13 protein-coding genes are annotated in these 12,490 nt (G+C 70.0%); 6 read left to right on the forward strand and 7 right to left on the reverse strand.

The features are described from left to right. Positions 1 to 40 precede the first annotated feature (40 nt). Together msrB and msrA are read left to right on the forward strand one after the other, a co-directional pair. Positions 41 to 496 carry a peptide-methionine (R)-S-oxide reductase MsrB gene (gene msrB / locus NI1_RS17770; RefSeq protein ID WP_067821592.1) on the forward strand — a complete coding sequence of 152 codons (456 nt, stop codon included), beginning with the start codon at positions 41 to 43 and terminating at the stop codon, positions 494 to 496. After that, positions 493 to 1,008 (forward strand): peptide-methionine (S)-S-oxide reductase MsrA, encoded by a 516-nt coding sequence (msrA, locus tag NI1_RS17775; protein ID WP_067821594.1) that lies wholly within the window; start codon positions 493 to 495, stop codon positions 1,006 to 1,008. The genes msrB and msrA overlap by 4 nt, the downstream gene beginning before the upstream one ends. A gap of 77 nt (positions 1,009 to 1,085) precedes the next feature. On the opposite strand, the gene NI1_RS17780 is transcribed toward msrA, so the two are convergent. The 6 genes from NI1_RS17780 to NI1_RS17805 all read right to left on the reverse strand — a co-directional run bounded on the left by NI1_RS17780 (position 1,086) and on the right by NI1_RS17805 (position 8,469). Then, positions 1,086 to 1,952 carry an NAD(P)H-binding protein gene (locus tag NI1_RS17780; RefSeq protein WP_084523357.1) on the reverse strand — a complete coding sequence of 289 codons (867 nt, stop codon included), beginning with the start codon at positions 1,950 to 1,952 and terminating at the stop codon, positions 1,086 to 1,088. Between the two features lie 45 nt (positions 1,953 to 1,997). Next, positions 1,998 to 3,944 carry a CocE/NonD family hydrolase gene (locus NI1_RS17785; protein WP_067821601.1) on the reverse strand — a complete coding sequence of 649 codons (1,947 nt, stop codon included), beginning with the start codon at positions 3,942 to 3,944 and terminating at the stop codon, positions 1,998 to 2,000. Positions 3,945 to 4,144: 200 nt separating this feature from the next. After that, positions 4,145 to 4,711 (reverse strand): sugar O-acetyltransferase, encoded by a 567-nt coding sequence (locus NI1_RS17790; RefSeq protein WP_439957272.1) that lies wholly within the window; start codon positions 4,709 to 4,711, stop codon positions 4,145 to 4,147. 24 nt (positions 4,712 to 4,735) lie between these two features. Continuing rightward, positions 4,736 to 6,682 carry a DUF4153 domain-containing protein gene (locus NI1_RS39365; RefSeq protein ID WP_245663270.1) on the reverse strand — a complete coding sequence of 649 codons (1,947 nt, stop codon included), beginning with the start codon at positions 6,680 to 6,682 and terminating at the stop codon, positions 4,736 to 4,738. 75 nt (positions 6,683 to 6,757) lie between these two features. Continuing rightward, positions 6,758 to 7,687: a HAMP domain-containing sensor histidine kinase gene (locus NI1_RS17800; RefSeq protein ID WP_084523415.1), complete on the reverse strand. Its 930-nt coding sequence runs from the start codon at positions 7,685 to 7,687 to the stop codon at positions 6,758 to 6,760. A gap of 95 nt (positions 7,688 to 7,782) precedes the next feature. Then, positions 7,783 to 8,469 (reverse strand): response regulator, encoded by a 687-nt coding sequence (locus tag NI1_RS17805; protein WP_157535170.1) that lies wholly within the window; start codon positions 8,467 to 8,469, stop codon positions 7,783 to 7,785. 119 nt (positions 8,470 to 8,588) lie between these two features. On the opposite strand from NI1_RS17805, the gene NI1_RS17810 reads away from it, so the two are divergent. The 4 genes from NI1_RS17810 to NI1_RS17825 all read left to right on the forward strand — a co-directional run bounded on the left by NI1_RS17810 (position 8,589) and on the right by NI1_RS17825 (position 11,761). After that, complete coding sequence (locus tag NI1_RS17810) at positions 8,589 to 9,143, forward strand: hypothetical protein (RefSeq protein WP_067822541.1); 555 nt, start codon at positions 8,589 to 8,591, stop codon at positions 9,141 to 9,143. A gap of 411 nt (positions 9,144 to 9,554) precedes the next feature. Further along, entirely contained in the window at positions 9,555 to 10,127 is a 573-nt protein-coding gene (locus NI1_RS17815) for a copper chaperone PCu(A)C (protein ID WP_084523358.1), read from the forward strand. Next, a complete protein-coding gene (locus tag NI1_RS17820; protein ID WP_067821607.1) occupies positions 10,120 to 11,337 on the forward strand; it encodes a Dyp-type peroxidase in 1,218 nt (405 codons plus the stop codon). The genes NI1_RS17815 and NI1_RS17820 overlap by 8 nt, the downstream gene beginning before the upstream one ends. Before the next feature lie 88 nt (positions 11,338 to 11,425). After that, entirely contained in the window at positions 11,426 to 11,761 is a 336-nt protein-coding gene (locus NI1_RS17825; protein WP_067821610.1) for a YnfA family protein, read from the forward strand. Between the two features lie 96 nt (positions 11,762 to 11,857). Here the strand turns inward: NI1_RS17825 and NI1_RS17830 are convergent, their stop codons facing one another. Further along, positions 11,858 to 12,481, reverse strand: coding sequence for a TetR/AcrR family transcriptional regulator (locus NI1_RS17830; RefSeq protein ID WP_067821614.1), 624 nt, complete (start codon positions 12,479 to 12,481; stop codon positions 11,858 to 11,860). Positions 12,482 to 12,490: the final 9 nt, after the last annotated feature.

The following is a 12,490-nucleotide window of genomic DNA, read 5'->3' on the forward strand; positions in this document are numbered from 1 at the left end:
GGATGCCGCGTTGTAGGTCGTGTCACCACGAGGAGGTTCCATGGCCAGGGAGTACATCAAGAATCCCGCTGCGGTCGATGCGCTGTCGCCGGAGCAGTATCACGTCACTCAGGAGAACGGCACCGAGCGGGCGTTCACGGGTGAGTACTGGGACAATCACGAGCCGGGTCTCTATGTGGATGTGGTCTCGGGTGAGCCGTTGTTCGCTTCGGTGGACAAGTTCGACAGTGGGTCGGGCTGGCCGAGTTTCACGCGTCCGGTCGAGTCGGCGAATGTGGTCGAGAAGCGGGATATGAGTCATTTGATGATTCGTACCGAGGTGCGGTCGGCGCATGGCGACAGTCATCTGGGTCATGTCTTCACCGATGGGCCGCGGGCGGCGGGCGGTCTGCGCTATTGCATCAATTCGGCCGCGTTGCGTTTCGTTCCGCTGGATAGGTTCGACGCGGAAGGCTATTCGGAGTTCAAGGCTCTGTTCACCAAGGAGGAAGTGTGACCAACACGCGTAAGGCGATTCTGGCGGGCGGCTGTTTCTGGGGTATGCAGGATCTGATCCGCAAGCAGCCGGGTGTGCTGTCGACGCGGGTCGGCTACACCGGTGGCCGCAATGATCATCCGACGTACCGCAATCATCCGGGTCATGCCGAGGCGATCGAGATCGAGTACGACCCGGCGGTGACCGATTACCGGGCGCTGCTGGAGTATTTCTTCCAGATTCACGATCCGACCACCAAGGATCGGCAGGGCAATGATGTCGGCACTTCGTATCGGTCGGCGATTTTCTATACCGATGACGAGCAGAAGGCGGTCGCGCTGGACACCATCGCCGATGTGAATGCCTCCGGTCTGTGGCCGGGCACGGTGGTGACCGAGGTGACTCCGGCGAGTGACTTCTGGGAGGCCGAGCCCGAGCATCAGGATTATCTGGAGCGTTACCCCAACGGCTACACCTGCCATTTCCCGCGGAAGGGCTGGAAGTTGCCGAAGCGGGCGGCCGCCGGTCAGTGACGGCTGATCCGGGCGGGATGATCGAATAGTCGCGGCGCCGCTGGAATTCTCCGGCGGCGCCGTCGTTTTCGTCGCCGTCAGTGGCCGGGGCGGTGAACGGCGTAGTCGGCGAGGGTGATCGGCGGGTGGCCGCCGAGTTCGGCGATGGCGGGGGTGATCTGGTAGAGGCCGGTGCCTTCGCTGAGCAGGCGGAAGATCTCCCAGAGTTTGGTGAGATGGTCGGCGGCGTGCCGGGAGCCGTAGTAGTCGTGGGCCCAGGCGTGCCAGGCGTCGGGGTCGATGTCGCGGTAGGTGCGGCCGAGGGTGCGGGCGGCATCGCCGATGGTTCGGACGTCGCCGGTCAGCAGGATCACGGGCTCGGATTTGCGGGCGGGGTCGGCGAGCAGGGCGGCGGCCACGCGTGCCACGTCGGCGGCGGCGATCAACGGTAGTTCGGTGTGGGCGGGCCCGAGTGGGAGGGTGAGGGTGGTGGGGTCCCCGGTGTCGGCGATGAGGGCGAGATTTTCGTGGAAGACGGCGGCGCGCAGGTGGATCGCGCCGATGCCGGCCCAGTCCAGGATCTGCTCGGCGACCCAGTGCTGGCGCATGCGCGGGGTGAAGGCGTCGGGTCCGGCGGCGAGTTGGGAGACCGCGACGACGCGTTCGAGTCCGGTTTCGCGGGCAGCGACGGCGAACGCGCCCGCGGCGTCGAGCAATCCGTCGATCACGGGATAGGTGAAGTAGGCGGCGCGCACCCCGTCCAGGGCGGTGCGGGCGTCGGCGAGATCGCGCAGGTCGCCGACGACCACTTTCGCCCCGAGGGCCCGCAGCACGGTGGCGCGTTCGTCGTCGGTGTGCACGAGGGCGCGCACTGGTATCCCGCGCCCGAGTAGTTGCGCTGTGAGATGCCGCCCGGTCGATCCTTGACGTCCCCCGGCGGCACCGGTGACAAGTACCGGCTCCATCTCCCCACCGTACGGGCTTCCCCGTTGCGGCACAGCCACTTCGGGTCAGGCGGGCCGGTCGGCGGCTTCGGGTGCGAGGGTGGTGGCGAGGAAGGTGAGGTGGCTGGGGTGGCGGGGGTCCAGCAGCAGCGTTTGGTCTTTGATGGTGCGGGCGACGGCGGGGGTGATGAAGTAGCGCGGCCAGCTGGCGCGGGTGAGGGCGACGCGCAGGCGGTGGCCGGTGCGCAGGACGGCTTCGGTGGCGGTGATGTCGATGTCGAGTTCGTGGGCCACACCGGGTTTCACGGGCAGGATGCTGTCGGCGGTGAGCGGATGGTCGGGGGTCAGGAGGGCGCCGTCGTGGTAGCGGCTGGTCTGCTCGTCGATGGCGCGGCGAGTGGATCGCAGTGCCCCGCGGGCGATGACCGAGGAGGTGCCGTCGGGGGCGACGTCGCAGACGGTGGCCGCCCAGCAGGCGTCGGTCCCGCCGGTGGTGACGCGCAGGTGCAGGTTCAGCGGGCCGGTGAGCAGGGTGTCGGCGTCCAGGGGCGGGCTGGTGAAGGTGAGGGCGGCGGTTTCGTAGGCGCGGTCGTCGATGGACCAGTCGCGGCCGAGCAGGGTGGGCAGCCCGCACAGGATCCAGCTGGTGGTTTGGGAGGCGAGGCCGGGGCGCTTGCGGGGCAGCCGGATTCGGCGCGGATGGCGGTCGGGGTGTGCGGTGAGTGAGCCGTCGAGGGCGGCGTGCGGGGCGGCGCCGCTGGTTTCGTGGGACAGGTACCAGGTGTGGGTGTGGGCGGCGGGGTGGGTGAAGCTGTCGCGGCTGACCCAGCCGCCGCCGATCTGGCGGACGGTGACCGGTCCGTAGGCGTCGATGCCGTTGTCGATGCCTTTGACCCAGCGGTCGAAGAACGCGCATTGCAGTTCGTCCAGGCGTTGCGGGTGTGCGGTGCTGCCGAAGCCGCTGCCGGGGCTGATGTGGTAGCCGTCCTCGATGACCAATTGGGCTGCGCCGGGCGGTAATCCGAGCCGTTCGTAGAGGGCGGGCGCGGAGCGGGCGAACACGTCGTGCCAGCCGGCGTGGATCCAGGTGGCGGCGGTGAAGTTCTCCAGTTGGGGGCGGCGCCGGCGGGCGTCTTCGTGGTAGTAGTGCTCGCGATGGCGGTCGTCGAGGATGACGCCGGTGATATCGCCGAGGCGGGTGAACGGGGTGGCGGCACGGTCGCGGAGGTAGCGGGCGGTGGTGCCGGTTTTCAGCAGGCCGGGGATGGAGGGCAGCCATTTGAGGCCGTTGACGCCGGCGAACCAGGCCAGGCTGAACATGGATTGGATGCCGCCGGTGAGGATCAGGTCGCGGGTGGGGTCTTCGGAGCCGACCAGGGAGAACACGGCTTTGAGGCCCTCGGGGCGGTGGCCGGCGGTTTGCAGAGCGGTGAGCGCGAGGTAGGAGATGCCGGTCATGGCGAGATCGCCGTTGCACCAGGGTTGTTGGCGCACCCAGGCCAGTACTTCGAGGTGGTCGCGTTGCTCACGGTCGGACATGATTTCCATGCGGCCGGTGGAGGTGCCGGTGCCGCGCACGTCGACAGCCAGGTGGACGTAGCCGCGGGAGATGAGGGTGCGGCTGGCGCGGATCGTTTCCAGGGCGCCGCCGCCGAGGGCGCGCAGCATTTCGCGGCCGCCCGCGCGGCCGTGCGCTGACGGCGGTATCGCGCGATATACCAGCGGTGCGGCCATCGATACGGCGCTGATCAGCGGGTTCGCGCGGGTCATCAGGGTTTTGTTGTAGGGGGTCAGGGTGATGACGGCCGGTAGCGGGGTGGTGATGGGCGTGCCGGAGCGGTCGGCGGGCCTGGTGATGTCGGCCGACAGGACGGTGCCGTCGCTCATGCGGATGGCGGTGCCGCGTTCGAGGTGGACTCTCGGGTAGACGGCGGGCCCGATGGGGAAGCGCGTGTCCGGTGGGAGCGGCAGGCTCTGTCCGGGGGTTGACGAATGCTGTTGCGGTTGCGCCATGGCCGGCTCCTTTGCCGATGCCGCCCGCCACCTCGCGGACGCGTTGTCTCAGACAGTAGCGCGTCCGTGGGGTGCGCGTCATCGGTGCAGGGTGCCGAATTCCGGTGCGCGGATAGTGCATTCGACCAAGGTCCGGAAACGTTGCCGGGCAGAGACTTTCGCGTAATCACGGGAAACCCGGTGCCGGGAGCCGTGCGGGGTTACAACTCCCGGATCACCCGCGCGGGATTGCCCGCCGCGAACACCCGCTCGGGCAGTGACCGCGTCACCACGCTGCCCGCGCCGACCACCGTGTTCGCTCCGATACTCACCCCCGGGCACACGATCACCCCGCCGCCGAGCCACACATTGTCGCCGATCGTGATGGGCGCGGCCGTCTCCCACCGCTGCCGCCGCAGTTCGTGATCGGCCATCGGATGCAAGGCGGTGAGCAGTTGCGCGCGCGGCCCGATCGACACATCGTCGCCTATGGTCACCGGCGCGCAATCGAGCACGATGGCGTCGTAGTTGAGGAAACTGTTGCGCCCCAACCGGATCAGATACCCGTAATCGCATTGGAAGCGCGGCATGATCCACGAGCCCTCCCCGATCTCGCCGAGCAATTTCTCCAGCACGCCCCGGCGCCGCGCCTCCTCCCCCGCCCCGGTGGCATTGAATTCGTCCAGCAACTCCTGACAGTGCCGGCGCTCGGCCAGCAGCTCGGGGTCGTTGTCGCGGTACAGCTCACCGCGCAGCATGCGGTCCTTGTGTTCACCCACCCGATCCATCCTGGCCGACCGCGCCGGCCGCCGTCAGTTCCGGGCGGCGCGGCGGGAGAGGTTGAAGCTCTGCCAGGTGTCCTGGCCCAGCCGTTTGCGGATCGTCTCGGCGATATCGGTGCGCATCGGCTCCGGCAGCCGGTCCAGGGCGGGCAGCGCGTCCGCCGACAGCTGGCTCAGATAGAAGCCGTCGATGGTCTTGCCCGTCTCCCACCGGTCGATATTGCGATCGGCGATGAACCGCTCCGGATTCAGCGCCGCCAACCCCACCAGCATGCTCAGCGCCGTCCCCACCGCGGCCCGGCTCACCCAGCCGGGCCGCAATGCCACCAGCCCGGCCAGCACCAGCAGATACACCACCCCGATCCAGGTTTCGAACACGATCACCGTCAGCCGCGGGACGGTGAACCCGTACGCCTGCTGATAGGTCCACATGCGATGCGCCGCCGAGGCCACCATCACCAGCGACAGGGCGCTCACCACGCCGAGCAGGCTACGCAGCCACATCCGGTCGGCCACCGATTCCCTTGCCGCCCAGCGCGATACGGCCGCGATCACGATCAACGTCAGCACGGTCACCAGCGACAGCTGCCCGAACCCGCTGCGCGCGTACTCGGCATAGGTCAGCCCCGCCGTGCGCTGCACGTACCCGTCCCCGCCGAACAACACCACCACCTGCGTGGCCACGAACACCGCGAACACCACGCTCAACGCCCCCACCGGCAACACCCACTCCCAGCGTGACACCGTGCGCCCGCTGCCCTCGGGTCGTGCGGCCGGCGGCGGTCCCGCCAGCAGATACAACGCACCCGCCGCACCCAGCGCGCCGAGCACGAACACACACACCCAGCGCGCGACGGGCGCCGCGTCCCACTGCGGGATCAGCCCCGACACCAACTCCGCGAACACCGCGTCCGCAGCCGCCAGCAACGGCACCACCACGATCAGCAACCCGGCCGTGGCCAGCACCGACCACCACATCCGGGCCGCCCCCTCCGCACTCACCTGCCCGCGCCGCCAGCGCACCCGGCCGATCCCGCGCGCCACCCACGGCAGCGCCAGCGACGCCGAAATCGGCACCGCCAGCACTTCGAACACGATCCCGTACACCGACCGCCGGCCCAGCACCGCCAGCGACCCCGCCGCCCCGGCCCCCAGTACACACACCAGGAAAAGCCAAGGCGCGTCGCGGAATACCCCCACCGCCAGCAACACCAGCGCCAGCCCCGTCCACCACACCCGGCCCCAGGCGATACTCCGGCCGGACGCCGCGACCCCCGTCTCGAGCGTTCCCACGGCACCGGCCTGAGCCACAACGGCATCGCCATCAGCCACAACGGCATCGCCATCGGCTCCGGCAGCACCGCGATCAGCTGCGGCAGCACCGCGATCAGCTGCGGCAGCACCGTCGTCGGCTGCGGCGGCACCGTCGTCGGCTGCGGCGGCACCGTCGTCGGCTGCGGCGGGCACACTCGAATCCGGGCGCACACCATCGGCGCTGCGCCGAGCCGCACGGTCCACCACGTACACCGCCGCGGCCGCCACCGATCCGGCCAGCAGCCAACCGATCCCCGGCCCCTGGAACGGCACGCACACCGCCGCCGCCACACCCGCCACCCCGATCGCGGGCAAGGTCCCGCGCGGCATGGGAATTCGCATCGAGCGCGGCACCACGCGCCCGGGCGCGGCACTCGGCCAGGACAACGCCGCCACACCATGGGGGCCGGGCGCGGGCGGCAACTCCCCGCCCGCCACGTGCATACCCGTGTCGAAGGAGGAGGAGGTGGGCGGTACCGATGCGGACGATCCGGATTTCACCGATCGTGCGGCCTGCGACCCCACCGACTCGCCCGCGCCCACCGCCACCACGGGATTCGGCGCGGACGCGATGGATGTCTCCGGCGCGGCGGCGGGTTGCGGCGGCCCGTCGTCGTGCGGGGACGGGGTCGGATCGGCGACGGGCTCGGGGGTTTCGGGCATCGGGTGTCCTTCGGTAGGTGTGCGGGAGCGGCCCGTGGGCACTCGGCGGACGGGAAGCGTTGGGCGAGAACGTGATTACTGGGCCGGGAGGGTGAGGCGGATGCGCGAGCCCGGGTCGGCGACGGCGATGCTGCCGCCGTGTAGTTCGACGATCCAGCGGGCGATGGCCAGGCCCAGGCCGGTGCCGCCGTTGGTGTGACCGCCGCGGGTGAAGCGTTCGAAGACGCGGGCGCGTTCGGCCGCGGGGATGCCGGGGCCGTCGTCCTGGACCTCGATGACGGTGCCGGTGCGGGCCGAGTGGGCGTGGATGCGGACTTCGCCGTGCGCGGGGCCGTGGCGGGTGGCGTTATCGAGCAGGTTGAGCAGCACCTGGTGCAGGCGAGCGCGGTCGGCGTGCACGAGCAGGCCCGGGTCGTCGAGATGAACCGAGAAACGGACCGCGCGATCCACCGCGGCGGCCATCACCTCGGCTTCGGCGACAACCTCTTTCAGCAGCGGTTGCAGCGGGAGCGGTTCACGATCGAGGTGGACGGCCCCGGCTTCGATACTGGAGAGCGCGAGCAATTCGGTGACCAGCAGGCTGAGCCGTTCGGTCTGCGCGAGAGCGGTGCGCAGGGTGGCCGGGTCGGGTTCGGCGACACCGTCGACCAGGTTCTCGAGCACCGCACCCAAAGCGGTGATGGGAGTGCGCAGTTCGTGCGAGACGTTGGCGATGAATTCGCGGCGCTGCTGCTCGGCGGCGGCCAGATCGGCGGCCATCTGGTTGAACGCTTCGGCGAGCTGGCCGACCTCGTCCTGGGAGGTGGCGCGCACCCGGCGTGAATAGTCGCCCTGCGCCATCTGTTTGGCGGCGGCGGTCATCTCCCGCAGCGGGCGGGTCATACCGTGGGCCAGCAGTTGCGAAGTCGCCAGCGCCAGCAGCATGGCGGCGAAGGTGGTCTTCGGCGGCAGCCAGCCGATACGCAGGGCGAAGAAACCGAACGCGACCGCGCCCGCGCCGACCATCAGGATGGCCAGCTTCACCTTGATCGAACGCACCCGATCCAGCGGCCGCGGCAACCAGCTGCGAATCCAGTCGGCCACCGCCCGCGCCAGCGCCCTCACCGCGCCTCCAACGCGTAACCGACACCGTGCACGGTCCGGATCAGGTCGGAACCGAGCTTGCGGCGCAACGCCTTGATATGACTGTCCACCGCGCGCGTGCCCGACGCATCGGCCCACCCCCACACCTCGCTCAGCAGCCGCTCCCGCGCCAGCACCGTGCGCGGCCGCCGCGCCAGCTGCACCAGCAGCTCGAATTCCAAAGGCGTCAGCTGGGTTTCGGTCTCGGCCCGCCACACCCGGCGTTGATCCAGATCGATGCGCAGATCCCCGGCCACGATGGTCGCGGCGGGCGCGGCGCCGCGCTCCACCCGGCGCAGCAGCGCGTGGATGCGCGCGGTCAGCACCCGCAGCGAGAACGGTTTCGTCAGATAGTCGTCCGCGCCGACACCCAGCCCGACCAGCACATCGGTCTCATCGGTGCGCGCGGTCAGCATCAGCACCGGCACCGGACGCCGCGACTGGATGCGCCGGCACACCTCGAGCCCGTCGAACCCGGGCAGCATCACATCCAGCACCACCAGATCCGGGTCCAGGCGTTCGGCCGCCGCCACCCCGGCCGGCCCGTCGTGCGCCAGCTCCACGGTGAAACCCTCCGCACGCAACCGGGCCGCGATCGACTCGGCAATGGTCGGCTCGTCCTCCACCACCAGAATGCGCCGACCGCCGCGCTGACTCAGTTCCATGGGAAGGACCCTATGCAGTCGGCGTGGAGATGGTTCGCGCCGCGTGTGAAGATCCTGTGGAGACGCCGCTCACGGCCCCTGCACGCGGGGTGTAGGGACCGCCGCCGTAGCATGTGCGGGTGCGCTCACCGACGGATCACACCGCGCGCCTGCGCGGCGCTGCCGTCGGGGCCGCGTCCGGGGCCGTCGCCATTCTCGCGCACGCGCTCGGCGGCGGGACCGCTTTTCCCGACAGCGCCGCACTCACTCTGCTGTTCACCGCTTGCGTCCTGATCGGCGTCGTGGTGGCATCGCTGCGGCCGCGCCACGGCCTGCTGTCGCTGATGGGCATGCTCGCGGCCGGGCAGACCATCGGCCACACCGCCTTGACCATGTCGCCGGGGCACCATCACCACCACGGCCTGACGCCGGTGATGCTCGCCGCGCACCTGCTGGCAATCCCGCTCGGCGCGTTCGTGATTCGGGCCGCCGAAGCGGGTCTGCGCCGCGCCCTGACCAGCGTGCGCCGCTTCATCCTGCACCTGTTCCGGGCCCCGCAGCCCCCGGTGCGGCATGCGCGCCGGATCCGCAGCGACGATCGTGCCCGCGCCCAGCAGCTGCTGGTCACCCCGGGCATCGCGCGCCGCGGGCCACCCCGCCCGCCGCATTCCCGCACTCACCTCATTCCAGCCTGACCTGCCTCGCGATTGCGGCACGCCGCCGATCGATCCGCTGTCCGCCGGACCGATCACCATCCGTGACCACGTGATTCGGTGACGCCATCGCTGCACGCCGCAGCGGCAGCACCGCACGCCCGGCCGGACGCGGTCCGCACAGCGGCGCGACGCTCACCGCACGACGCCCGGTACGCCACCACGCCTGATGGCCGATGTGGCCCGGACCGACGCACCGCACGACCGGTGTAGTTCGGCTCGCACGGCAGCCCCGGTTCGACCGACGTAGTACGACTCGCACCGCGGCTCTCGTTCGACCGGCGCAGCACGACTCGCACGGCGGCTCCGGTTCGACCGGCGCAGCACGGCGCGCACGGCGGCCCTGGCTGGAGAGGTGATTTCCCTGTCTCCCTGACGAATCGGAGTTCCGTCATGTCCCAGTTCCCCCACTGCCACAGCTTCCGCCTGCGCACCGGCGGATTCGCCCGCCGGCTCGGCGTGGCCGCCGCGGTCACCACGCTCGCACTGCTGCCAACGGCCTGTTCTTCCGGCGATACGGCCTCGCAGGCCGATGCCAAGGCCGCCGACTCGGTGACCATGAGCGATCAATGGATCAAGGCGGCCGACAGCGGTATGTCGGCCGCGTTCGGTCAGCTCGCCAACAACAGCGACCGGCCGGTCCAGCTGGTGGCGGCATCGAGTCCGGCGTCGGCGCGGGTGGAGATCCACGAGGTGGTGGCCGACGCTCCCGGTGGCGACAAGACCATGCGGCCCAAGGAAGGCGGGCTCACCATTCCCGCGCACGGCACCGCCACCTTGAAGCCGGGCGCGGAGCATCTGATGTTCATGGAATTGACGGGCCCGCTGCGCACCGGCGCGGAAACACCCATCACGCTGACCTTCTCCGACGGCTCCACCACGACCGTCACCGCCCAGGTGCGCGACTTCGCCGGCGGTAAGGAGAATTACGCGCCCACCACCGCGAATCCCGCGCACGGTGGCTGAGCCGGCCGGCACGCGCACCCAGCGGGTTTCGCGGCGGCGACTACTCGGCGGCGGGGTGGCCGCCGCCGGGGTCGCCGGGGCCGCCGGAATCGGCTGGGGCGCGGCCACTCTCCCCCATCGCGAGCACGATCGGGATGCCGGTCTGGACACCGTGCCGTTCTACGGGCCGCACCAGGCGGGCATCGACACCGACCCCGCCGGATATGTGGCCTACGCCGGATTCGATCTCGTCCCGGGGACCGGCCGCGAGGACATCATCGGGCTGCTGAAGATCTGGACCGATGACGCCGCCCGCCTCACCCAGGGCCGTCCCGCACTCGCCGACACCGAACCCGAACTGGCGCAACGGCCCGCCGGGCTCACGGTGACCGCCGGATTCGGGCCGGGCCTGTTCACCGCGGCCGGACTCGAGCACCAACGCCCGCACTGGCTGAAACCATTGCCCGCGTTCGAGATCGACAAGCTGGATCCGGCCTACACCGGCGCGGATGTCATGTTGCAGATCTGCTCCGACGAAGCCACCACGGTCTCGCATGCGGTGCGCGTGCTGTCCAAACACGTGAAATCGCTGGTCGCGGTCCGGTGGGTGCAGCGCGGATTCCGCAACGCGCCCAAAGGACAGACCATGCGCAACCTCATGGGGCAGGTCGACGGCACCGTCAATATCGCCGCGGGCACACCGGATTTCGATCGCCTGGTGTGGTGCGACGACAGCGCCCGGCCCTGGCTGGCCGGCGGCACCTCGATGGTGTTGCGGCGCATCGCCATGAACCTGGACAGCTGGGACGAGCTCGACGCCGACGGGCGCGCCATCACCCTGGGCCGCACCGACTCCAACGGCGCACCCCTGGGCGGCAGGCACGAATTCGACGATCCGGATTTCACCGCCGTCGACCAGTACGGCATCCCGGTCATCCCGCCGTCCTCGCATATCGCCCGCGCGCACCATCAGCACGACGGTGAACGCTTCCTGCGGCGCGGCTACAACTACGACGACGCACCCGCCCCCGGGCAGGTGTCGAACTCGGGGCTGCTGTTCGTCTCCTGCCAGCGCGATATCGACGCCCAGTTCCTGCCCGTGCAGCAGCGGCTGGCCGAATTCGACGCGCTCAACCAGTGGACGACACCGGTCGGTTCGGCCGTCTTCGCGATTCCGCCCGGCGTGCCCGCGCCGGGCGGATACCTGGGACAGCAGCTGTTCGACAGCTGAGGGCGCGCCCGGCCGGACCGCGGATACAGAGGCGGTCCGGCCGCGGCACGTCATCGGTCAGCGGGCGGCCGCCGATAAGGTTGCCCGCATGACCGTGCTGCGATCCATTCCGCTGTTCGCGCTCGCCGCCGTCGCCGAGATCGGCGGGGCGTGGCTGATCTGGCAGGGCGTGCGCGAGCATCGCGGCTGGGCGTGGATGGGGGCGGGCGTGATCGCGCTCGGGCTCTACGGATTCGTGGCCACCTTGCAGCCCGACGCGAACTTCGGGCGCATCCTCGCCGCCTACGGTGGCGTGTTCGTGGCGGGCTCGCTGCTGTGGGGTATGGCCCTGGACGGTTTCCGGCCCGACCGCTGGGATGTGATCGGCGCGCTGGTCTGCCTGGCCGGTGTCGCGCTCATCATGTACGCGCCTCGTTCTACGTGAAACCAACTGTGGGCGAACTGCATTCGCGCATCGGATGCAATTCGGACCACCGGCGGCGAAATTGCACGCAATGCAAACCCGCAGTGCGCCGGTCGATTACGTGCCCAATAGCGCGTCGATGATCCCGCGCGCGGTGGGGATCGCGCTCTGGTCACCCATCTGCGAGGCGGTATTCGCCGCCGAAACCAGGGCATCGAGCTGGAAGGCCAGCGCGTGCGGCTGCTGCCCGGGCAGCAGGCCCTGATCCTGGGCGCGGCGGATCTCCTTCTCCAGCACCGCCAGCCAGTCCCGGTGGTCGGCGGCCAGCGCATCACGCACCGGGCCGGGCCGGCTGTCGAACTCGGCCATGCCCGCCACCCGGAAGCAACCGCCCGGCATGACCGGTTCGCCGATATAGGCGAACCAGTGCTCCATATACGCCCGTAGCCGCTCGATGCCCCGTGGCCTCGAGACCGCCGGCCGCCACACCGTATCGATGAACACCTCGCGCGCCGATTCGACCGCGGCCAATTGCAGGTTCTCCTTGGACCCGAACAGCGTCGCCACTCCGCTCTTGCTCACCCCGAGATCCCCGGCCAGGCGTCCGAGGCTGAGCCCGTTGAGCCCTTCGACGGAGGCGACCTCGGCCGCCCGGCGCGCGATGGTGGCGCGGGCACGCGCGCCCTTCAGCAATCGCTGATCGGAAATCTGCTGGTCGGAGCTTTGAATCGGATCGGCCACCCCACCATC

The sequence above is a fragment of the Nocardia inohanensis NBRC 100128 genome (assembly GCF_001612945.1).
In the GTDB taxonomy this organism is placed as follows: domain Bacteria; phylum Actinomycetota; class Actinomycetes; order Mycobacteriales; family Mycobacteriaceae; genus Nocardia; species Nocardia inohanensis.